Here is a 23,256-nt window from a genome sequence, read left to right on the forward strand (position 1 = left end):
TTTTTTGTATTAGCCGTAGGTTATCGCCTAGTGTGCCTGTTCCGTGGGTATAATACCATTATTTAGGAGAATTTTTGACCGGTGCTGTGTTGAGTTGTATTCATATGAGGATGCGTGGAGGTAGCTATCGATTCCACGGCGAAAGTGACTCGGTTTGCTCCCAGCCCTACCGGATTTTTAACGATAGGAGGTATTTATGCAACGCTAATTTCTGAGCGGCTAGCGTCCCAAAGCGGCGATCTATTCTATTTGCGTATCGAGGTCTGTAGAGAACGGGAAATACGGACCATATAAGCAGAGCGAGAGAGTGGAGATATACAAAGTGTTTATTAAGCAGCTCGTGCTTAACTGACTCGCTTATCCATGTTTCTGTGATGCAGAGGAGCTTGATCGCATTCGCGGCGTACAGCAGACAAATAAACAGATAACTGGTTATTATGGGAAATGGGCGGTTCATAGAACTGCTTCCTTAGAGCGAGTCAAAGATGAGTTGGCACAAGGAAAACCTTATGTCATTCGCTTGAAGTCTCCAGGCAAAGCCAATCGAACAATCAAATATATTGATCTGATTAGAGGCGAGATCGAAATGCCGGAGAATGAACAGGACATTGTTATTATGAAATCGGACGGTATTCCGACCTATCATTTCGCTCATGCAGTTGATGATCAATTGATGGGAACGACACATGTCATCCGCGGAGAAGAGAGGCTTTCTTCTACACCGATCCATCTACAGTTGTTCGACATTCTTGGATTCCAACGGCCTGAATACGGACATCTTTCTCCAATAATGAAAATGGATGGAAGCTCTAAGAGGAAATTCAGCAAAAAGAAAGATAAAGATGCAGCAGCGATTTATTACCGAGCAGAGGGTTATCCCGGTGCTGCACTAGTAGAGTACTTAATGAATCTTATTAACTCTAACTACGAAGAATGGCGTGCGAGCAATCCATCCAAGGATAATAGATGCTTTACGATCGAGATGAGTAAAATGAATGTCAGCGGAGCGCTGTTTGATATGAATAAATTAAATGATATCCTCCGCTGACTCTATTTGATCCACCATTTTTGGCGATGCATACATAAATAACCCTCTTTTGGTGATGCTAATTGTCCAGAGAAGGGGGAATTTGATTGAAAAAAATATTGTTCCATTCTACAGCATGGGTAGCTGTTTTGTGCATTTCTGGCTGTATGAATGCTTCTAAGCAAGCCCCTAAGACTAACTCCTCAGACCATCCTGTTCAAATTAAAGCGACGGGTCTACCTCCGACGAGCTTGCTAACTGTAGGAGAGCAGCAGTATAGGACGGAATTGATAAAGAAATATTCAAATCAAAAACCGACTCAATGGGGAGAAACAGTGTCCGGTGTTTTTTCACGAATGGTAACTAACGATAAGGTGATCGCACTTACCTTTGATGCATGTGGAGGTAATGGTGGAGGCGGGTACGACAAAGACTTGATTGATTATTTGATAAAAGAGAACATTCCAGCAACATTATTTATCAATGCAAGATGGATTGACATGAATTCCGTCACATTTATGTCACTTGCTAAGAATCAATTGTTTGAAATCGAGAACCATGGTTACCTTCATCAGCCGCTATCCGTAAATGGCAAATCTGCTTGGGGAATTCAGGGGACAAAAAACGTAGGTGAAGCAGTAGATGAAGTACTTATTAATGCCGATAAAATTCAAAGATTGACTGGCAGGAGACCAATCTATTTTCGCTCCGGAACTGCTTATTATGACGAAATTGCCACCAAAGTCATCAATGATCTAGGTTTACGTGCAGTCAATTACAATGTGTTAGGAGATGCTGGTGCAACCTTCTCGGAATCACAAATAAAAACCGCATTATTGTCGTCGAATAACGGGGCGATTGTCATATGCCACATGAATCATCCAGAGAAAGCTACAGCCGAAGGAGTGATGGCAGCGATTCCCGAACTTAAGAGAAAAGGGTACCGGTTTGTCAAGTTGGCAACATACCCCTTGCAGTAATCTTTGAGAGTTTCAACTAATTGATCTTTCATCTTCTTATTGTATTTGCAGTTTAAGTGATAAGTCGCTTGTTTCGCAAACGAATAGGATTGCACAATGAAGAACGGGCCAATTTGCCCCTCGAGGTTATGCTCGAATCGAAAGATCTTTCCGCGCGCAATTCCTCGATTAGTGATGCTAGAGCATGGCTTTCTCCTTTAGAAACATCCAGTCCAATGACAGGAATCATGTAACCATTCCTTGAAGAATATTCGCCGGCAGCCCCTGACCATCGTGTCGTCCACATTATCGCATGTGATTCGGGGTCGTGCCTCCACTAGCTCTAATCATGGTTTAACAAGTAGGGGGGATGAACGGAATAGCTCTCGGGAACCGAGACCCACGGGCAGTTACGTTCAATCCCCGGCTATCGCAATCTTACGACCACATAAAAATGAGGTCGACCAGTAAGTTCTGGTGACCTCATAATACGAACGGGCAGTTTAGTTCAAAAACAAGATGAAAAAATGTTGAATGTACAGACTTTGTCGACCTTCCATAGTGAGCGTAGATAAAATCTAGGATTATTAATGTACAGGTGACCACCAATTACCGGATACGACTAGCATGCAAAGCATCCTGATCGTATTACCATAATAATCGTTGTCATCGAACCTGGCATTCACCATATGCGTCCAAAGTTTGTTAAGCCACTCCTGATTACCGGCATTGATCATTGCGCTTACGGCAAAGGGAGACACGAAGGCCAGATGATTATTGAATTCTGTTGGCAAATCTCTGCCATTCAAATAATAGCCTGCGCGTATTTTTCCCGGATCGCTGCCGGTTTTACTTTTGATCCAATTGTTCAACTGCGTGAATTGAGTAAAGCCTCTTCGATCTCCCGTCAACAAATAATCCAAGGGGATGCGCCATGTCGTCCTGCAAGCGTTCATATAGTAATCGCCGTCATAAGTCCCTTCCAAAAAATTAGGAGGGGTAGGTGCAAAGTCGCTGTTACGTTTTACGGAAAAATCAGGTAATAAACCTGTTTTAGGACTAAAATCATGAAATAGCTGCCGCGTGATGGAGTACGTTTTATCAACGACCCAGCCCCATTTGGCATTATTCGTTGCGATCTGAAATGCTTTAAGATGCTCGATCATAAAATCGGAGGGGCGTGTTGCTCCATTATATTTGGGTGTATTTGAATTTACCCAGTCTCCCAGCTTTAAAAACCATTTCCGCTGGTCTACGTCATCCTTCAAGATAGCAGCAATCATTTTTTGGGCTTCGCTTAAATATTTGATCGTTCCCCGGTTTCCCCACTGGTTATAAGCCAGTAAAAGGGAAAAGGCAATGTCCATATCTCCATCAGTCGCGGAATCCCTGCCTTCCGCATCTACGATGTTTCCGCTAGCGTCTTTCACCTGCTTCCAAGCCATTAATAGGGGATTATTGGAGCTAGGATGAGCTCTGTAAAATCGGTAAAGGCCATTATAATACATTCTGGCATTTGGATCATAGCCGGACAAATAAGCTGTCAGAAGCATACCGTGCCCATGGCTTTCCGACGTTGATACGGAGTTCTGCGGCTCATCCTGTCCTTCTAAGTTATAATAAACGAAATATTGATCGTTAGCGGCGGGATTTCGAATAAGGTACTTAGATTTCCAAATATCATAGCAGTCTTGTACACTCTTATCTAATTGCGCTTGGTTTACGTTGTTCGGTTTAATTGAACTCGCTCTATACTTCGAGTGCTGAGGGAAAGCTCTTTTGGCTTTTGAAGCACGAGATTCGAGAAAAAGTAAGCTTTTCCAACTGGTCGCCTTCATGCGAATCCCCTCCGAATCCTACTATCAAGACATTTATTATTCGGTTCTAAAGGAAAAAAGAACCTGCTGAAGAACGGGCAGGATAACACAACTTTCCAGGTTGTGGAATCGTAAATTGGATAAGGAGAAAATTGACCTTATGGTTGTTTGAGGAGAGATAAGATGAGTGGATACCCTGATGACCCGGGCTTCTTTGGATTTATAAAAGAAATGCCTCTATTTTCAAACTTTTTGGAAGTTTTATTTTTATCATTGTAGTTGGAGGATTCCTATATGTAATTACTCGCGGTATCTGGACGTGGACGACAAATAATGCCTCAGATGCGATAACGTGTCCCGTAACTGTAGTGGATAAAAGAACAGAAGTATGGGGAGGTTCTGGCAATGCCAGTTCAAGTACCAATTACTACGTGACTTTTGAATTAGGTAATGGAACACGCATTGAATTGCAGGTAAGAGGCAATAGATTCGGTCTTATTATCGTAGGCGACCATGGACAACTTACTTATCAAGGTACGCGTTTTAAAGAATTTCTCAGATAGGATGGTTGTTACTGGGCACGACATTACATAATCAACAAGGTGTGGCGGCCTGTTGAGCTAACGGGCAGTAGTGCTTGAATAATTGAAAGAGAAACATTACCACTAAACAAGCATTCAGCCTTCTGAGATAATTAACATTTAGAATTTTCTCGGGGAACAAATGATTAAGATTAGGGAGAGAGAAGAGAATAAATGAATTGGTTTGGACTTGTAATGTTGAGTGCTATGGTTCCATTACGTAACTGGATTAAAAATAGAGCACTCGGAACATTCGTTTCGTCCGTGAAGTAATTCTTTATGGTTTTTATATTCCTTATCTTCTTCAAATATTTGTTCTCATTAATAAATCTGTCATTCAGTACTGGGATGGTTGTATCGGGTGGGTTTATTATTTTATCTACTACTGTCATAACAGCTGTCATAACAATTAAAGCGTATAAACAGAGAAAAAATAAATTCTTGCTTTATCTTAAGATTAAAACTTAATCCTGGGAAGGGCTACCTTGAAAACTAATAGGTCTTTTATCCATTTCGAGAATTAGATTTAAAGATTGACTTGAGAATGATAATCAGTTACACTTCCGAAAGTGAAGAAATATTGATTATCATTCTATTAAACGTATTTACAGCTAAGGTGGGGTAATACATGCGTGGTCGGTTTTGGTTGGCAGGGATACTAACCCTGGTTTTACTCGTGTTCGTAGTTCCTCAAAGGTCGTTTGCTTCGAGCGCCGGTTTTGAAAATATGACAAAGCTCAATGTCTACATTGAGAAAGCTTTAGAAAATGCGAGCATAGATTTGGTATCCTCCAAACAAGCATATGACCAATATCGCAATCAATGGATTAATGTGGAAGGTACCATTAAGGCAGATTCGTTGGATGCTTACCGGGAGATTGAATCCCAGATGGGTCAGGTCGAATATGCTTATATCACCAAAAAAACCAAAAACGTCGAAAAGGGTCTTCAAGACTTGAAGAAAGTAAATGAGGACTATATTGCCGGTAAATATAGAAAATCGAACGATACGCAGCAGCAAGATATTTCGCTCGCCGATTTCATCGTTCTATTGAAGCAAACGAAACAAAGTGTACTTGCGCAGGATCAACAAAAATCGCTCCAAGCGATTTCAAAGGCGCGTGAGGCTTGGTTAAGCGTCGAGGGGGTTGTCGTGGCGCAATCCGCTTCTCTCTATAACAGCTCGGAACGTGATTTGGTCGTGATCCAAGCGATGATCAAGGATCAAAAATTCGATGATGCGGGGAAGACTATTGGCGATATGATAGTCTATCTGACGCCGCTTAGCCAAAAATCCGCTTATACTTACTGGGATGCCGCCATGATTCCCATTCGGGAAGGATTAGAAGCATTACTCGTTGTTGGCGCGCTTCTCGCTTTCGTTAAAAAATCGAAAAACGGAACAGGCAAGACATGGATCTTGTCCGGTGTCGGGGCGGGTTTGTTTCTGAGCATCATTTTAGCAATCGTAATTAAGGTTGTATTCTCATCAGGTACGTTTGGCCAAAATAACTTCCTCATTTCAGGCTGGACGGGAGTCTTCGCTGCAGCGATGCTTCTCTACATGAGCTACTGGCTGCACAATAACTCCAATATGAAGCAGTGGAATAATTACATTAAATCTAAAACCGATAACGCGATGAGTACGGGGCGGATGATCTCGTTGGGTCTTCTTTCGTTCCTGGCTGTGTTCCGTGAAGGTACTGAAACGGTACTGTTCATCATCGGCATGATCAATCAGATCAGCGTTCATCTACTGTTTCTAGGGATGTTGATCGGATTCGGATTTTTAGCTGTCCTGGCGTTTTTAATGCTCTTTGTAGGTGTCAAAATGCCGATCCGTCCGTTTTTCATGGTATCCAGCTTGATCGTTTTTTACTTGTGCATCAAATTCATGGGCTTGGGCATTCACAGCTTGCAGCTTGCGGGGATGCTACCTGTTTCCAACTCATCATCGCTGCCGAGCATTGATTTTATTGCTTTTTACCCGTCTTGGCAAAGCGCGGCACCTCAAGTGCTTGTCACTTTGTTTGCCATCGTTTTCTTAATTATTAATCGCATTCGCAAAAAAAATGCCAAAGCCCTAATCGCAACAACATAACACATATAAATGGAGGATTCATCGATGAAACGATTCTCAACAACGCTTACTGCTTTGTTTCTTGTCCTTGCTCTTACTCTCACAGGATGCGGTACTAAATCAAAGGATGACTCCGCAAAAAAAGGCGCGAATGATTTGATCAGCATTACGAATGATCTAAAAAAAGAAATCGATGCCGGCAACGAAGCGAAAGTAAAAGAAATCGGACCGAAGTTGGAGGAAACTTGGGCTACTTTCGAAGACGGCCTTAAAGATAAATACTCGGACTATTACGCGGAGATCGAGGAAAGCTTGAACCCGGAGGTGGCCGCCTCAAAAGAAAGTCAAATCGACTTCAAAGTCGTAGGCCAACTAAACGACAGTCTGAATAAAACGCTGACCGAATTCGTTCAAAGCCTCAAATAATGTAATCGACGACTGGCAGGCCAGCATCGAACTGAAGTACACCTCGCTGGAGGTCGAAATTCAACTTTAGCTTTATACATCACCACCAAGAGGCAGCCGAAATCAACCGGCTGCCTTTTCCACGCTACAGGGGCAGGTTTGGCCTAAAGCGATCGGTTGCCTTGTTCAACTAACGGGCAGTTTAACGGATTAATGAAAAGGTTACAATACGAGGAAATAAAATAGTCTGCGAGGTTCTAAAATGGCCCGGAAGAAAAAAATAAAGCCGCAGGTCGGCGACATATTCACTTTCAAACTCGAGAACGGATTAAAGTGTTTCGGACAAATTGCAGCTCCTCGTCCTGAACAATATAGTGATTTATTGTACGTTTTATTTGATTTTGGTTCGTTCGAACAACCGCGGTTAAATGAAATTGCGAAGAAGCCTATCCTGGCGATTGCTAATCTTGCGGACTACGATATCGAAAATGGTAACTGGACAATTATTGGGACCGAAGAGATTCAGACTTCGATGATCGTACTTCCTGATTATGTGATTTCTGATCAAAGAGGACCGGTCGTTCTCCGTTACGATGGCACTTTCGTTCGAACGTCGAACATTGAAGAACAGATGCAAGCTGGAGATAACAAAATACCGAATTTGCGTGCTTGGACCACAAGTACCGGAGGATTTGAATGGATCGCGAATGAACGATTCATCAACGGAAAGTTACAAAAAGATCTAGGGAGAAGGTCATTTGACGGCAGTATATGGGATGCAAGAGTCAATTCTGGAGGTATGCCGCTACGCGATTTTCTAGACAAGCCTCCTGCTGCGCCGGATGGGCACGAGGTTATGATGATAAAGAAAGAGCAAGGAAAACCACCGTATTTTGTACACTTATCAGCAAGTGATAGGAGACTTCTTATCGAAGAGGGATATGTGGGCAAACGCCCAAAGAGTACGCAATTAGACATTTTCGATCAATTCACCGATCTAACTGCTGTCAATCATGTAGAAATGCAGCTTATATCCGATGGGTTCGAACGATTGGAGTCCGATCAGTATCATACCATCACAATTCGATGCGAGTTGGAAAGCGGCAGTTTCGGCACCGAGGAAGATATAGAAAGAAAGTATCATATCGAGGATTCGCTGAACAAGAAGTTACGACTTACGAACAACGGCGACTGTACCGGCAGTGAAATCGGCAATAGTGAGATTATCCTTTTTTGCGATGTTATTGACAAGGATGCAGCATTGAAAACCATACAAAAGACCTTGAAAGGAAATTTATTTATTAATAATGTAAAAATGTCACTTAAGGAAGAAGGTAATCGAGTGAACTAGATCCTGTGAGCTTTTTCTCGATTCAGCTAACGGGTTCTATAGCTTAACGAAACAAGGAGCAGTTTGCCAGCGGCAGATGCTCCTTGTTTTCATTGAAGTAACGTGCAGTAATGTTGCAGTATTGGAAAAAAATGAAGGATTGCTCTACTTGGACGGGAATATCTATTTATAAGTTGACTTCCAATGGGGGTAATTGCAATGGGCAAGTGGGGTATCTCTTTAATTTCGTTCGTTATACGGATACGTTTATCAGGTTCAACTAATGGGCCTTTACATGTACGAAAGACTAGGCAAGCTCTCGAACATAATCGCGACAAAAAGGGGATAAAAGTGCGTGAAACGAAATCCAAGATGGGGCTATTTTACTGTAATTATTGTGATCTTAATCTTACTTAGTTACCTGCCAGAACAACTGACTGTTTTGCAGAGTTGGGCATTGCCAGTCCTGGCCGGGTGCATGGTTGTACCGCTCATAATTTCCATTTTAAAGCGACACCACGAGTGGACACGAACATTCGCGATCATTACTAACAGCTTGGTAATGCTCGGACTTATTAGTAGTGTCGGTATCATCTTGCATCAACTTTTTACACACGTTGCAAGCGCAAGCGAGTTGTTCGGAAGCGCATTGGTGCTTTGGGTGACCAATATTTTCGTGTTTTCCGTCTGGTACTGGGAAATCGATTGCGGCGGGCCGAGAGCGAGAAATGAAAAGGAAGATCGAATACCAGATTTTCTTTTTCCGCAAATGACGTCAGATCGTGAGGATTTGAAAACCTGGAGGCCAACTTTTTTAGATTATTTGTTTTTGGCTTTTAACACAAACACCGCGTTTAGCCCAACAGATACGCTTGTGCTGTCGAAAACGGCCAAAGTTCTAACGATGATGCAGGCGTCCATCTCACTTGTAATTGTGGCAGTACTCGCAGCGCGGGCAATCAACATCGCATAAACAAGAATTTATTTAATAACATCGAAAAGGTGGTCTGAAATATGCCGCAAGGAAAGTATTTTAGGTATGGCTATGCCGCTATCGTTGTTTTGCTGATTCTTTATTTATTGACAAAAGTGACCTATCTTTTCCATCCATTTGTTGTGATTTTTAGAACCTTGTTTTTGCCTTTTGTTCTAGCAGGCGTTTTTTATTATTTATTGAGACCGTTTGTTAACTTTCTGGTCAGGAGAAGAATAAATCGATCGGTAAGCATACTTGTGATTTTTCTGATGCTGTTTGGGCTTATTTGTTTAATAGGTGTGACAATAGTTCCCTTGATCCAGAATCAAATAAACAATTTAATAGAAAATCTTCCGCAGACCGTTAAGATGGTTAATGATCGAATCAGCCATATGAGTTGGTTGTCGTCGATATTGAATACAAATCAAGTTGATTTCCCTTCCAAAATATCGGAATATGCGAATAGCATTATTTCAAATACGGGCAATGCTTTTAATACAATTTTGGGGTTTGTTTCTCAAATTGTTGTTTTATTATCGACGGTGCCATTCATTTTGTATTATTTATTAAAAGGGAGCGCAAAAGTTCCACGGGTTATCCTTCGCTTGTTGCCGGCTGAGCAACATGACGAAGGCCTTCAAACTTTGCGGGAGATGGATAGCGCCTTAAGCGCTTATATACAAGGAAAGATTTTGGTTAGTTTGATACTTGGCTTGCTTATTTATGTCGGGTATACGATCATCGGACTTGAGTATTCATTAATTCTGGCGCTCACTGCTGCAGCACTAAATATCATCCCTTTTGTTGGTTTATTTATCGGGGTCATTCCAAGCATTGTTGTAAGCTTTATCCATTCTCCTGGCATGCTTATCAAAATGGTGATCGTTGTGGTCATCGTTCAGCAAATTGAAGCCAACTTCCTCTCGCCTCAAATCATGGGAAAAAAACTAGACGTTCATCCTCTGATGATTATTTTATTGCTTATAACGGTTGGAAGTTTCGGAGGACTTCTGGCTATGTTTCTCGCGATTCCCGCTTATGCTATCTTGAAAATTATTTGCAGCCATCTCTATCGCTTCTATATAATCAGCAAAATTCAAAATGAAAAGTGATAGGCGATTGTGGACGCTCCAAAGCTGCTCTACAAACCATGAAGGCCATTCAGCTAACCAAGTAATGATATTAACAGAGAGATTTGCGAAATATTTTGTATTGCCCTGTCATGCGTATACATACTGTTTCGCTGATTACTCCAGCCTGCTTAATTTGTTGATTGATAGCGGACAATGGATAAGATCGTGATGCTTCTGATCAGTATGACAGATTAAAGCAGCGCATGAGAGTCAAGCCGAATTACAAAGATTATGATGCGGATGCTGTTGGCGACCATGTGAACATTTATATTCCGAATGGTGGTGTTATTAACCAATCTTTTCCCGCTCAAACGATGGCGGATGTGGAAAAAAATTAATACAGTCCAATCAGACTGTTGATTATAAGGGCATTTTTGAGGCATACACTGAACAAGTCCAGGTAAACACTCATGATTAACAACAGGCTGCCGATTTGATCGGCAGCCTGTTCCGTTAACGGGCAGGATTGCTCAATTATCTTCTCGAATAACTTAAATAAATTGGTCCGCAAAGCGGGGAATTGCAATGAATAAAGGAGACAGGGGGAGCCGAGTGGGGAAAGAGCTGATACTAAGATTGATTGAGCAAATGGATTATGAAAAAGCGCATGCATTTCAGTGCGAGTATTTGGACAAGGAGACCCTTGAGGATTTTGTGCGACGGGTAAAGAGCGATCCTGACTTGTACTTCGTAACGGTGGATGGTAATGAAGTGGTTGGAGTTTGCTATGGGAGTCCGTCTAAGAGAATTGACTCAGCCATTAATTTGAATGGGATCGCGGTTAATCTGGATGAAACAAAGAAATACGCTAGAGCTGGGCTTGGATCAAACATGTTGCATATCTTTGAAACAGCGGTGAAAAAAAGAGAATATAATAAAATTAGTGTAGGTTCAGCGGAAGATCCAAAAGCAGAGGCTTTTTATTTAAAAAATGGATTCAAACCTACGGAATTGGTTGTCAAAGATTCATGTTTTGAGGAAATAGAGAGAGTCCGAGCAGATGATTATGAAAGCGGGATTTTACGAAGAGAAGAACTAAGACGTAGATACAATAATCCAAGAGAAGTGATCTTCATTTTAGAAAAATATGTAGAATGAAACTTCACTAATGGGACACGAGATCTCAGTATCAAGAGGGCTACCAGTCGGTAGCCCTTCGTTGCACTAACGGGCAGCATTCCTATTATGAAGAAATACGAGGTTTGAGAAATAAAAAGACTCCTTGGTATGATGTTTATGGGTCCCAGATGCTCGCCAGCGACCGGATCTAAAAACAAACCAAGGAGGAGTAACCAAACGATTCAGAATATGAACAATCAACCCGCAAGTAACGTATTCATTCAAGGAATTCAATACACAGAGATCCCTGTTTTCGATTTGGAAAAGGCGGTTGATTGGTATTGTGGATAACTGGGTGCAAAACTAGGTCTACTTAACGATGAACTTGCTTTTGTAGATTTCTCCATGGGACCTAGTTTGTTTTTAGTCAGGACAAATGATGATACTACAGCTACATTCAAGGTAAATGGCCAAGACCATTACACCATCGGATTTCGTGTTAAGGACATTCAAGGATTCCATAATTTTCTCTCATTACTCGATACCAAGGTAAGTCCTATCGTTGTGGAAGGGCATGGAAGCTTCTTTACGTTTTACGATCCTTTTGGAAACATGTTTGACGTTTTTCAACCACCACAATAGATTCGTTAATATATTCTTCAAATCAGTAGGTACTCAGAGGATAAATAATTTGCAATGGGCCAGAAATGGGAGGGAATGTATAAATGGACAGGATTCATGAACTTGCATTTGTTTTTCCTCAGAACACCGAGGAAGAGCGAGAGTGGGGTGCTCATTTTAGCAATATCCTGAGGGAAATTCCTACAACTAGGCTAGGTAGTAATGTTCTGCCTAGAATCGCATTTCGGTGGGAGAAAGTAGCATTGCCAACTGTCTCTTGGAGCAATATAACGGACTCGGAAAACTCAATCCCTCTTGGCTATGCTGTTGATCAATTGGTATCGGTGCAGGAAGAAGCGATTTCTATCGAACAGCTTTACCTGTGTCTTGAAGGTAGGCTTATTGGTATGGATCATGCAGGCGTAAACATTCCAGCAGCATCAATGCCGCCTTTGAAATGGAAGGGCATGCTGTTGGAACTAGCAAAAAGAGCAACGCTATATCGCTATCCGGGCGAGGACTGGCCGTTCATCATACCTGCGGATGAAGAGGAATTCGCGACTGATATTACTAATTTCACAATCAAACGCACGCCAAAGTTTGAGCTCGTTTACGATACGCACACGAATATTCCCGTTTTCCAATTTGCATTAGAAACAGATCTAACGAGAGAAGAGCAAGAGAACCTTTTCCCAGAACCGATAGGATTCGTAATCCCTGGGCTGGACGAGATTTTTCGATCACTTTTTATACGTCATCCCTGGGAACGGGAGATGGGCATCCGGTTTGATCTCTACTATAAACCGACTAGCATTGAGCTTTCTGATTGGGAGACCGGGGAGTGGCTGGTTGTGAATGGTGGAAGAATTTTAGCTGATTCCTAAGAACTTCGGAAAAAGACCGGGATGAAAATTTAGAGGTTTCTTGGGTTGAGGAGATTTACTATTGTCCTTATGAGAAAACAACTGGCAGCTGGCTTCATGCTCAGCTGCCGGTTCTCATTGAAGTAACGGGATGAATAGTTAGCAGCAGCATTAATAAAATTAAAGTTATTAAACAGTGATTTCCACCTTATAATCTGCAGCATTCCATATAACTTTGGCGCCTACAATTTCGGACACAAATCGAAGAGGGACGAGCAAGCTTTCATGTGCATAGACAGGCTTTTCTTTCAGTTGAATGGTTTGCCCATTGACGGTTGTTTGACCGCTTACCGTATTAAAGACGATACGTTTATTATTCTTCATCGCAATGACGGATCTGGTTGGGATATCCCAACGGATACTCACGCCCATTGCCTCAAGAACTCCTCGTAATGGGATGTAGCTTACGCCGTTCAATATGAGCGGCGGAACGGTTGGTTCAATGCTGTTGCCGTTCAAAATGATTGATGCCGCTTTCCGAATCGGCTTATATTGACCATCTTCAATATCGAGTGTACCACGTCCTAATTGCCCGAATTGATTAAATCCTTTTGAATAAATACTGCCGTCGTTCATCAGTACATAAAGATTACGGCTGCCCTCAGTAATCGCTTTTGCCTGGTTAACAGGTAGCGGAAGAACAGAAACCTCTAGATATTTACCGGGAACAATTTTCCACTTATAAGCATTTCCTTTCGCATCTACCGCTGATCGAACCGTGAATGAAATAATATTGCTAATATTTGGAATCCGTTGTGGTTGAAGATTTGTTGCCACACTCCCAGCATTAGCGCTATAATTTTCCCACACCCATGCATTTCCATAACTATCCAAGGCGGCTCCCAGCGTAGAGTCAGCAGCTATTGCGTGATACTTATTGTCTCCAGAAATTGGGGTCGGTTTGCGAATAAATCCATGCTGGATATCATTCTTGTTGTAAGCCTGTAAGCCCCATACCCAAACGTCGCCTCTTTCACCAAGTGCTATTGATGTATATTGACCCGCAGCGACACTTTGAACCTTTGGCAAGCCACTAACCAGTCTCGGCTTCAGCCCATTCTCCCGTGTATCGTTTCCAAGCTGGCCGTGCTCATTTCCTCCCCATGCCCAAACTGTGCCGTCACTTCTGACTGCGAGACTGTGATTATCTCCAGCAGCCACTTGAATGACGTCCGTCAGTCCTGGTACTTGCATCGGATCAGTAAATAGCTTTTCTCCTTTGCTTATCTGGCCATTGCCGAGTTGCCCATGTTCATTGCCACCGACTGCCAATACCGTTCCATCCTCTTTCAAAAAGAGTGTGTGCCGATAACCGCTTGAGATTTGTCGAACATGATCAATATGGATGCGTACGGGCAGAAAGGCTGGCGTGGTTGCCCCATGTCCCAGAGCTCCATAACCTCCGCCCCATCCCCATACTGTACCTTCCTTGTCAATCGCATAAGCTGATTCAGCACCAGCCTCGATTTGGGTAGCCACTAAATAGCGCACATCATCCGCACTGACTTCGATATTAGGTTCTGATGCTCTCGCCTCAACAACTGGTAATAATAGAACGAAAAAAGCAATAATGAGTAAGATTAGTCTTAGTAATTTAAAGTTGTGCTTGTACATGATAAACCCCCATCGGATAATAACCATTACTTATACGTCTCATAGAGTCAATTTGTTGCTGTATATTGATCACGAAATCGAATCCTATTTATGTTATTGATAGCAGTATTTAGAGAATAGCGCACTGTACTGCTCATTCGTATGTGATAGGTGAAGTTCTGGGCGATGAAGTAGATTTCTATGGACGATCTCTCAATCTGTCATGGTATACTATATGAATAGGAAATTAGATTTCAACAATGGTAGCCGAAGGGATAAAGGATATATCTTAAATTCGTTAATTAGACGCTAAAATCGGAGGTAAATCGTTGTGAATAAGTTTAAGTTTACGAAAAAGAACCTTTTAATGATTTTGGGCAATGGGTTGGCGTATATTATTTTAGGATTTCTTCTATTAATGGTACTAGTAATGCTTGGAGCTATAGAAGGCGATGCGGTTAAAGGAATTATCAATATATTTGTTACAGTTATTGTAGGTTTGATCTTATTGGGCGTTATTGCTTGGTGTGTAAATGCATTTATAATATCGCGATTTGTTAAACGCGACAAATAATGAGAATAGTTCAATAAACAAGAAGAAACGGCAGCCGGCATTGAACTGCGCCCCAATTGTTAGACATCATCTAACGGTTGGAGGTGCAGTTCACATAATGGCTGCCGTTTTCTCAACTAACATAAACATGCAAGTTCTTTTCATAGATGAGGAGGAACTGACAATGTTAATCAACCAATTAGGAGCGGCTTTTGAACAAGAGGTAAAGAGAACAATAAACACGGGTCCAACTTTGTTACTTGTATCCAATCTTTCAAAATCGAAAAGATATTATGAAGAGGTTCTGGGATGTGAGCATGATGATTGCGGTCATACAACACGAGAAGGCCGCTTTTTTTGCGCTTACGCGCTGGCATTGAAAGGGGTCCAAATTTTTGCCAACTACAGTGAATGGCGGTTATCCCGCTCTGGCGCAGTATGTACCGGGTAAGGAGGCATCCATCCTGGTGCCTTGGGGCATTCACGTGATTGAAATGAAAGATAATCGGATATACCATGTTCAAAATTTCATAAATGCAAAATTAATTTCCCGATTAGGGCTTCCGGAACAAATCGACCGATGAATTCGAGATTGATTCTCGTCTATATTTTAGTGAGAAAACAAAATTCCCGTAAAGAGGTGTCCTTTAAAATGGAAACAAGCAATCCAACGAAAGTAACCGTAGAGACCGTCGTTCAAGCTCCTGTAGCAAAAGTATGGAGCTATTGGACCGAGCCGGAACACATTACGAAGTGGAATCAACCTTCCGAGGAATGGCATGCGCCAAGAGCGGAGAACGACTTGCAGGTCGGCGGCAAATTCCTGACAAGGATGGAAGCGAAGGATGGCAGCATGGGTTTTGATTTTAGCGGAATTTACGACGAAGTGAAGCTGCATGAGACGATTGCCTACACATTGGGAGATGGACGGAAAGTGGATATTACGTTCGTGGATCAAGGTGAGACCACTAAGGTCGTTGAAATCTTCGATCCCGAGAGCACTCACCCCGTTGAATTCCAAAAGGCGGGCTGGCAAGCGATTATGGATAGTTTCAAACGATATACGGAAGCAAAATAAAAATAAATCGAGGCGCCCATTAGGGCGACGTTTTTAACATACAGGATAGGATATGATAGACAATCGATCTTCGATTGTTCTGTTCCATATCCAACAGTTTAGCGCAACAAATTGCTGAATACCTACGTACAAATTGTGGGATAATTATCTAAAAAATGCACCCCACGATTCAATTTTTGTACGTATGGGATTTGTCGAGAATGAAAGAAGAGTTTGAGGAGGTGTCTTATGTTGAAAAACTATCGGCTGACCAAAGCAGTCAAGCGCGGTCTGAGCCACTTCGATCCGAACGATACAGGCGGCTTTGTAAGCAAAGAAGAGATTCAAGATGAGTTCGAGCACATGGAACGGAAGCTTCGCAAACTGCAGGACAAGTTGTTTGCTTCGAAGACGAATGGCGTGCTCATTTTGTTTCAAGGAATGGATTGCAGCGGGAAGGACGGCGTCATCAAGAAGGTACTGTCCAACCTGAATCCTCAGGGCTTTCGAGCGGAGAGTTTTAAGAAACCGACTCTTGAAGAGTCTGCTCATGACTTCTTATGGAGAACGCATAAGGTTGTCCCGGCCAAAGGCTATATTACCGCATTTAATCGTTCTTATTATGAGGATGTGCTCATTACCCGGGTGCACGGCGTGATACAGGACGAGGAAGCAGCAACTCGGATGAAGCATATACGGCATTTCGAGAAGCTGCTAACGAACAATGGCGTGCTGCTGATCAAAATTTTCCTGCATATTTCGCCTGAATTTCAGCTCGAGAAAATTCGCGAGCGGCTGACCAACCCGGAGAAGCTATGGAAATTCGATCCAAGCGATCTCAACGAGCGGCATTACTGGGATTCATACATTGACGCATACGAAGATGCCTTCCGATATACGGCAACCAATCACGCTCCGTGGCATATCGTCCCAGCCAATGAGCGATGGTTCCGCGACTACTTGGTGCTCCGGACTATATTAAGTTCTTTGGAGAAGCTGGACCTTTCATATCCAGAACCGGACATCGAGACACAGAAGCTTCTCGAGCAACTTCAATCCAACGCCTCCCTGTCCCAATAGTTACAGGCTGCGTGGAGAACCTTAAAAAAATATATATACAATTAAATCCGCGTTTCACGCGGTTTTTTTTATGGAGACAACTTCTAACCCTCTCCAAAAGACAGAGGTTGCATTGTTGCCTGATAAAGGACTCAAAAATGATCGGATGCCTTTTTCAGCTAACGGGTAGATTAACGCAACCCTATGTTATAATTTAGTGAGGGTTGTTTGGAATTTTAAATGTTTGGGGAAGGGAAGATATAGGGATATGACAATCAAGTTTAACTATAACTTTACAGAACAACAAATGGCACATATAAGCAAAAGATGGAACGAGGCTTTTGTGGGAAGATTACTGGAAGTATTGAAAATATTCAGTTCAAAGTGGCATTTGACAAATATTCAGTTGATACCATACTACTCTCAAAATTGTGTATTTACTTGCTATTCTGATATATATGGTGATGCAGCACTAAAAATTGGTTATCGGTCATTAGAAAATGAATATAACTGTTTATGTGAGTTTGCAGGAAGAAACGTATGTGAAGTATTTGGTGCTGACCTTACATATAACGTGATTTTGGAGCAAAGGATAATGCCAGGTAATACTCTTTTAGAGAATGAGAGTCAAGAAAAAAGAATTAATATATTTGCCTCACTATTTGAAAATTTGCATGTTGTACCTAATAATGCGAATAGGTTTTTGACATTTCAAGATGTGATAAATAGTAAATTCGGATACATTCAGACAAGAGAAGACTGTAAAGAGTTTTTTGGAGTTGTTGATAAGGCAAAAGTAGTATTTCATTCAGTTTGTTCGAAGTACAAGGACAAGAAATTATTACATGGTGATTTACATCAAGAGAATATTCTATTAACACAAGATGGAAATTATCTTATTATTGATCCAGATGGATATATAGGTGACCCAGTTTTTGATGTATCAAGATTTATTATGCTTGAGTTTAAAGATAACTTAACAGGTGGGAAAGATAATGCAATCTTTGACCTTGTCGCAAAATTGGAAGAACGGTTACAACTACCATCTAATATTTTGCTTCAATGCTTATTTGTCGACAATGTTGTATTGCTTTGTTCTGATTTGATACGTGGAGAAACATTGGATGAATCGCAGTTTATTATTGATAACATTATTGCCTCTGAAAGATTACTTAAAGACATACGATGAAGTTACCTTAGAAACATTAAAAGTGAATTTCTATCCAACTGAAACAGTTATTAAACTAACGGGCACGATAGTTCAATACGATTTTAAACAACTTTATTTCTTATCCGGCCCGCCACTTAGGCCGGTTTTATTGCTTTTATCGCGGATGTTTTAAACAACTTTATTATAAGACAACAAAAGTGATTCGCTACACCGAGCCAACGTCAGAAATGCTGGATAAGCAGGCACAAGGTACAAAGAATATTTGAATTTCTTCTAAAATAATACACCGGGATTTAATTTCGGGTGTCACATTCTGGGGAGTTACAGACAAGACAAGTTGGTTGAACTATCCCTCGTAAAAGGAAGAAAAAACTGGCCGTTTGTTTAACGAAGTGGGAGAACAGAAAAGGCGTTTTGGACAGTCATATTCAAATCCCTTGCCCAATATATGGAACCCTTTCAAGGGTACTTAAAAAATTCGCTTCAAACATGATATGAAGAACCGTATCATAAATATTTTCAAGTTTTCTTATTGCAAAATTGAAGCCGACTACAAACAGCAGTCGGCTCTAAATTATTTCTTCTTGCGAATAAACGTATCACCTGCTTATTGGGCAAGGGAATTCTATTGTGTGCTTTCCAAGAACAGGTGTTTAAACAAAATTCTCTAGAACAACCTTGCCAATCGTCCTATTGCTCTCCAATAGCTTGTGGGCTTGGCGAAGATGCTCTGCTGAGATCGGTCCAAGTACTTCGGCGAGCGTTGTCTTCAATTTTTGATGATCCACAGCATCAGCTATCAGATTGAGCAGCAAGTGTTGCTCGATCATATCATCCGTTTCATAAAGCGAGCGCGTAAACATAAACTCCCACACGAAGGTGGCGCTTTTTTGCTTAAGCAATTTGAGGTTGAGCGGAGAGGTAGGATCATCAATTGCGCAAACGACTCCTTGGGGAGAAACGGCTTCGCTGATGCCGGCCCAGTGTTTTTCCAAAGCATTCAGGCAGAAAATATACGGAACGCTTGAAAACCCAATTGCTTCAAGCTGCGGAAGGAGCGGGTCATGGTGATTAATGGTATAGTCGGCGCCCATTGATTTAACCCAATCGACGGTTTCCGGCCGGGAAGCAGTCCCGATTACAATGAGCCCCGCTTGTTTTGCAAGCTGGATGGCAATGGACCCTACACCCCCAGCTGCCCCGATGATCAGCAGGGATTTTTCTTCGTTGGCGCCCGAATCTTGAGAAATCGACATTCGGGTAAATAATGCTTCCCAAGCTGTGATAGAGGTTAAAGGAAGAGCTGCCGCTTCCGCGAAATTCAAGGAAGTTGGCTTGCGCCCTACAATCCGTTCGTCAACCAGATGGTATTCACTGTTTCCGCCTTGTCGTGCAATGCTGCCCGCATAAAAAACTTCATCCCCCGGACGGAACAACGAGCAGTCCGGTCCCGCCTCTTCAACAATTCCTGCAACATCCCAACCTAATATTTTAGGAACTTCTTCAACTCTGTCTTTAGGCGCACGTACCTTAGTGTCAACCGGATTGACCGATATGGCGATAACTTTGACCAAAATGTCACGACCCGTCGCAATTGGTTTCTCCACAACTACATCTACTAAGCTTTCTGGATTTTCAATTGGAAGGTATCGGGTTAGTCCTACCGCCTTCATTGTAGCCATAATAAACCACATCCTTTCCTTACTAGTATACCCTTTGTAAAATAATGATTAAAATACTGTTAGCCGTTACAAACAGCGCGGGGAACCATACGGAGAAGAGGGAATATCACATGCTTATTTCTAACCATATAATATGCTAGTAATTAATTGCGCTAACGGATAACGATAGCATCATGACGAACAGGTAGCCAGAATGCCGGCAACCTGTTCAACTATCTGGCAGGATAATGGAGAATATCTATGGAAATATGATGGTGAATTAACAGAATCTAATTCAAGAAATTATGGATGTGAGAGGTACCTTGTTCGATCTTGAGGAAAGCGAACATGCGAAAGCATCGTTCCTTGCTTGAGGATTATTCGCTATTGGCAAGCTTGCCCGCGAGGGCGTTCAACAGAAGGAAAAATCCGTACATACATAAACCAAGATATATCGATAATCCCTGGAATAAAGAATAGCCGCTGCTCCTCCGCTCATCGTGCCGCATGTACTAGAAGAGAGAACATGGAGAGATGTGCTACATTTGTCGAATCTGACGGAAAAGCAGCGGGTTTGAAATTCGGAAATCCATCAAACAAGTCTAACCTGCGGGAACTTTCATGTGAAGGCTTTCTTAAATAATGTCGAGCGGAACCTTTCTTGTCGGTTTGGGGAACGCCTCATCCAACATCCCCAAGTCTTCCTCGGTAAGCTTAATCCGTTCTGCCTCCGCATTCTCTTCGACATGCGCTGCTGTCGACGCCTTAGGAATGGCAATCACGTCACCGCTTCTAATGCACCAAGCCAAGAGAATCTGAAGCGGCTTCACTTCATGTCGATCGGCAATCTCCTTAACCGCTGGATGCTCAACCAACCCTCTTCGTAAAGTACCCGCCTGGGCGAGCGGACTGTAGGCCATCATCGGGATTTTTCGCTCTCTCAACCAAGGAAGCAGGTCGTATTCTACGCCGCGGGAACCGAGATGATACAGCACCTGATCGACCATGCAATGCGTCCCTCGTGCCGCGTCGAACAGTTCTTTCATATCGTCCGTGTCCAGGTTCGAGACGCCCCATCGCAAAATTTTCCCCGCTTCGACCAACTGCTCCATCGCTTCTACCGTTTCGCTTAGAGGAATGCTTCCTCTCCAGTGAAGAAGATAAAGGTCGAGGCGGTCCGTCTTTAACCGCTTCAAGCTTTGTTCGCAGCTGCCGGCGATGCGATTCAGTCCCGCGTTGTGCGGGTACACTTTGGATACCAGAAACACTTGATCTCGTATCCCTTCGATCGCTTCTCCAACCAAGGACTCGGATCTGCCGTCGCCATACATTTCAGCCGAATCGATCAGGTTCAATCCAAGCTCCACACCGCGTCTTAACGTGCGAAGCTCTTCATTTTTCTTGGACGGCTCATCCCCCATATACCACGTACCTTGACCGATTCTGGGCAAAGACGTCCCATCAGGAAGGGTTACCATGCGCCCACCCCCTTATTTTTTTACAATATTTTTCCCGCAGCGCCCCGTGCTATTCACTCTGGCATATCACGCAGGGTTAGGGTATACCTGTGGTGCTTATACACGGGGAGGTCTGAGAAAAGAGGACACTATGATGTAGAGACGTTTATAGAAGATTTAGAACATTTAAGGATTCATTTAGGAATAGACAGCTGGATTGTGTGCGGACATTCTTGGGGAGCGTCATTTGCGCTAGCGTATGCCGCCAAATATAATTCTCAGGTTAAAGCAATAATTTACATATCGGGAACAGGGATTAATCCCGCATGGCATGTCGATTATCGTGTTAATAGACTTAAAGAAATGAGCATTGATGAAAGAGAAGAATATACTAACTTGCGTGCAATAGTGAATACGATGAGTGGTATAGAAAAAGAACATACCCGAAACCGAATACGTGAGCTTAGTTTGAGGGCAGATTTATTTGATAAAAATAATATTGCCATGCTTCCACGAGAGAGGTAGACCCGGGACGTTCAATTGCGAACCAAGCAGATGAAGGTTTATGTTCAGATCTTCCACAAACCCGACTTTCGGTCCTGGAATGCTGAACTCATTCTCGGTCTCATTGGTCTTGCGCACGCCATCTTTGCTTTCCAACGGAACTAATGCGCATATTGAATCATGCTCTTTCCATTGAACAATGGCGTGTCCCTTCAGCAGCTTGGATTGTATGACATCGATTTTGTCGGTGATTCCGATTCCATCAATGGGCAGGAAAGCTATTATGTCCTCCAAACTGTGAAGTTCTCTACTCGATTATGATTTTGCAGCGCACTCATATGTAATGGAGGTTCGGTGAACGAGCGTATTCTGAACGAAATCACTGGACTGCTGGGACATTGTGAGCAATTGTTCAAGATTTTTAGCATCCACGTTCACCTTGGAAGTATTCCTCCTTTCTTCCTTTTTTTAGTATTTTGTGTTTAGGCTTTTATTTATTCGGATAAAAATGCAATTTACGTAATTTACCCTAGAAGGACCACAATACAAGCAAAATGAATAACCATCGAGCATTCGGGGAAATATTTATTGAAAATAACGTTATAAGGAGCATAACTATCCGATGTCAATTAATCTTGCGATTGTTTATTACAGCACCACCGGAACAAACTATAAATTAGCTCAATGGGCTGCTGAAGCGGGTCGGACAGCTGGAGCAGAGGTAAAGCTGCTCAAGGTGCAAGAGCTTGCGCCACAATCCGTTATAGAAGGAAATTCTGCATGGAAGGCCCATGTTGAAGAAACAAACCATATTCAGGTTGCAACTCCAGATGACATTGTATGGGCGGATGCCATAATTTTTAGCACGCCAACACGGTTCGGAAACATTGCTTCCCAAATGAAACAATTTCTAGATACCACAGGCGGTATTTGGTTCCACGGTAAAACAGTAAACAAAGTTGTTAGCGCGATGACATCTGCTCAAAATGCTCACGGAGGTCAAGAGCAAACAATTCTGCAGTTATACACGACTATGTATCATTGGGGAGCAATAGTTGTTGCTCCGGGATACACAGATCCATCCCTTTTTGCTGCTGGCGGAAATCCATACGGAACCAGCGTTTCGGTTGACCAAAATAACAATATTGTAGGGGATATTGAAGCTTTCCAAAAAGCCGTAGCTCATCAAGCTAAACGTGTAGTTACCGTTGCTGAATGGGTCAAACAGGGAACAAAATAAAGGATTTAATGACCGACATCATCCAAAGTCGGTCATTTTTATGATGCGAT

At 42.4% G+C, this 23,256-nt stretch carries 23 protein-coding genes; 18 read left to right on the plus strand and 5 right to left on the minus strand.

Annotation, left to right across the window (positions count from 1 at the left end; genetic code table 11):
- Positions 1-144: 144 nt before the first annotated feature.
- The 3 genes from AC0LWF_RS16370 to AC0LWF_RS16380 all read left to right on the plus strand — a co-directional run bounded on the left by AC0LWF_RS16370 (position 145) and on the right by AC0LWF_RS16380 (position 2,007).
- A complete protein-coding gene (locus tag AC0LWF_RS16370) occupies positions 145-294 on the plus strand; it encodes a glutamate--tRNA ligase family protein (protein WP_474652643.1) in 150 nt (49 codons plus the stop codon).
- 100 nt (positions 295-394) lie between these two features.
- The gene (locus AC0LWF_RS16375; protein ID WP_474652644.1) at positions 395-1,048 is read left to right on the plus strand and encodes a glutamate--tRNA ligase family protein; all 654 of its coding nucleotides are present in this window, start codon (positions 395-397) and stop codon (positions 1,046-1,048) included.
- 86 nt (positions 1,049-1,134) lie between these two features.
- On the plus strand, positions 1,135-2,007 hold the full coding sequence (locus AC0LWF_RS16380; protein ID WP_474652595.1) for a polysaccharide deacetylase family protein: 873 nt from the start codon (positions 1,135-1,137) through the stop codon (positions 2,005-2,007).
- Between the two features lie 566 nt (positions 2,008-2,573).
- Here AC0LWF_RS16380 and AC0LWF_RS16385 read toward each other — a convergent pair.
- Complete coding sequence (locus AC0LWF_RS16385) at positions 2,574-3,824, minus strand: family 8 glycosyl hydrolase (RefSeq protein WP_474652596.1); 1,251 nt, start codon at positions 3,822-3,824, stop codon at positions 2,574-2,576.
- 290 nt (positions 3,825-4,114) lie between these two features.
- Between AC0LWF_RS16385 and AC0LWF_RS16390 the strand changes: the two genes are divergently transcribed.
- The 8 genes from AC0LWF_RS16390 to AC0LWF_RS16425 all read left to right on the plus strand — a co-directional run bounded on the left by AC0LWF_RS16390 (position 4,115) and on the right by AC0LWF_RS16425 (position 12,872).
- Positions 4,115-4,366: a DUF2500 domain-containing protein gene (locus tag AC0LWF_RS16390; RefSeq protein ID WP_474652645.1), complete on the plus strand. Its 252-nt coding sequence runs from the start codon at positions 4,115-4,117 to the stop codon at positions 4,364-4,366.
- A 646-nt stretch (positions 4,367-5,012) separates the two neighbouring features.
- Positions 5,013-6,485 (plus strand): FTR1 family protein, encoded by a 1,473-nt coding sequence (locus AC0LWF_RS16395; protein WP_474652597.1) that lies wholly within the window; start codon positions 5,013-5,015, stop codon positions 6,483-6,485.
- Between the two features lie 24 nt (positions 6,486-6,509).
- The gene (locus tag AC0LWF_RS16400) at positions 6,510-6,890 is read left to right on the plus strand and encodes a hypothetical protein (RefSeq protein WP_474652598.1); all 381 of its coding nucleotides are present in this window, start codon (positions 6,510-6,512) and stop codon (positions 6,888-6,890) included.
- 241 nt (positions 6,891-7,131) lie between these two features.
- Positions 7,132-8,220, plus strand: coding sequence for an Imm26 family immunity protein (locus tag AC0LWF_RS16405; RefSeq protein ID WP_474652599.1), 1,089 nt, complete (start codon positions 7,132-7,134; stop codon positions 8,218-8,220).
- A 334-nt stretch (positions 8,221-8,554) separates the two neighbouring features.
- Complete coding sequence (locus tag AC0LWF_RS16410; protein WP_474652600.1) at positions 8,555-9,172, plus strand: DUF1345 domain-containing protein; 618 nt, start codon at positions 8,555-8,557, stop codon at positions 9,170-9,172.
- Positions 9,173-9,213: 41 nt separating this feature from the next.
- Positions 9,214-10,287, plus strand: coding sequence for an AI-2E family transporter (locus tag AC0LWF_RS16415; protein WP_474652601.1), 1,074 nt, complete (start codon positions 9,214-9,216; stop codon positions 10,285-10,287).
- A 573-nt stretch (positions 10,288-10,860) separates the two neighbouring features.
- Positions 10,861-11,406, plus strand: a complete 546-nt coding sequence (locus AC0LWF_RS16420) for a GNAT family N-acetyltransferase (RefSeq protein ID WP_474652602.1) — start codon at positions 10,861-10,863, stop codon at positions 11,404-11,406.
- A 686-nt stretch (positions 11,407-12,092) separates the two neighbouring features.
- Positions 12,093-12,872 (plus strand): hypothetical protein, encoded by a 780-nt coding sequence (locus AC0LWF_RS16425; protein WP_474652603.1) that lies wholly within the window; start codon positions 12,093-12,095, stop codon positions 12,870-12,872.
- A gap of 168 nt (positions 12,873-13,040) precedes the next feature.
- On the opposite strand, the gene AC0LWF_RS16430 is transcribed toward AC0LWF_RS16425, so the two are convergent.
- Entirely contained in the window at positions 13,041-14,525 is a 1,485-nt protein-coding gene (locus tag AC0LWF_RS16430; protein ID WP_474652604.1) for an RCC1 domain-containing protein, read from the minus strand.
- A gap of 310 nt (positions 14,526-14,835) precedes the next feature.
- On the opposite strand from AC0LWF_RS16430, the gene AC0LWF_RS16435 reads away from it, so the two are divergent.
- The 5 genes from AC0LWF_RS16435 to AC0LWF_RS16455 all read left to right on the plus strand — a co-directional run bounded on the left by AC0LWF_RS16435 (position 14,836) and on the right by AC0LWF_RS16455 (position 18,362).
- On the plus strand, positions 14,836-15,078 hold the full coding sequence (locus AC0LWF_RS16435) for a hypothetical protein (protein ID WP_474652605.1): 243 nt from the start codon (positions 14,836-14,838) through the stop codon (positions 15,076-15,078).
- Positions 15,079-15,241: 163 nt separating this feature from the next.
- Positions 15,242-15,508, plus strand: a complete 267-nt coding sequence (locus AC0LWF_RS16440) for a hypothetical protein (protein WP_474652606.1) — start codon at positions 15,242-15,244, stop codon at positions 15,506-15,508.
- Positions 15,509-15,709: 201 nt separating this feature from the next.
- Positions 15,710-16,135: an SRPBCC family protein gene (locus tag AC0LWF_RS16445; protein WP_474652607.1), complete on the plus strand. Its 426-nt coding sequence runs from the start codon at positions 15,710-15,712 to the stop codon at positions 16,133-16,135.
- 228 nt (positions 16,136-16,363) lie between these two features.
- The gene (locus AC0LWF_RS16450; RefSeq protein ID WP_474652608.1) at positions 16,364-17,194 is read left to right on the plus strand and encodes a PPK2 family polyphosphate kinase; all 831 of its coding nucleotides are present in this window, start codon (positions 16,364-16,366) and stop codon (positions 17,192-17,194) included.
- A gap of 247 nt (positions 17,195-17,441) precedes the next feature.
- Positions 17,442-18,362, plus strand: coding sequence for an aminoglycoside phosphotransferase family protein (locus AC0LWF_RS16455; protein WP_474652609.1), 921 nt, complete (start codon positions 17,442-17,444; stop codon positions 18,360-18,362).
- Positions 18,363-18,997: 635 nt separating this feature from the next.
- On the opposite strand, the gene AC0LWF_RS16460 is transcribed toward AC0LWF_RS16455, so the two are convergent.
- A complete protein-coding gene (locus tag AC0LWF_RS16460) occupies positions 18,998-20,026 on the minus strand; it encodes a zinc-binding alcohol dehydrogenase family protein (RefSeq protein WP_474652610.1) in 1,029 nt (342 codons plus the stop codon).
- A gap of 614 nt (positions 20,027-20,640) precedes the next feature.
- Entirely contained in the window at positions 20,641-21,483 is an 843-nt protein-coding gene (locus AC0LWF_RS16465) for an aldo/keto reductase (RefSeq protein ID WP_474652611.1), read from the minus strand.
- Here AC0LWF_RS16465 and AC0LWF_RS16470 point away from each other — a divergent pair.
- Positions 21,439-21,987 carry an alpha/beta fold hydrolase gene (locus AC0LWF_RS16470; protein WP_474652612.1) on the plus strand — a complete coding sequence of 183 codons (549 nt, stop codon included), beginning with the start codon at positions 21,439-21,441 and terminating at the stop codon, positions 21,985-21,987. The genes AC0LWF_RS16465 and AC0LWF_RS16470 overlap by 45 nt on opposite strands.
- On the opposite strand, the gene AC0LWF_RS16475 is transcribed toward AC0LWF_RS16470, so the two are convergent.
- A complete protein-coding gene (locus AC0LWF_RS16475; RefSeq protein WP_474652613.1) occupies positions 21,943-22,260 on the minus strand; it encodes a spore germination protein in 318 nt (105 codons plus the stop codon). The two genes, AC0LWF_RS16470 and AC0LWF_RS16475, sit on opposite strands and share 45 nt — an antisense overlap.
- Before the next feature lie 328 nt (positions 22,261-22,588).
- Between AC0LWF_RS16475 and wrbA the strand changes: the two genes are divergently transcribed.
- A complete protein-coding gene (gene wrbA, locus AC0LWF_RS16480; protein ID WP_474652614.1) occupies positions 22,589-23,206 on the plus strand; it encodes an NAD(P)H:quinone oxidoreductase in 618 nt (205 codons plus the stop codon).
- Positions 23,207-23,256: the final 50 nt, after the last annotated feature.

The organism is Paenibacillus sp. sgz302114 (assembly GCF_056120345.1).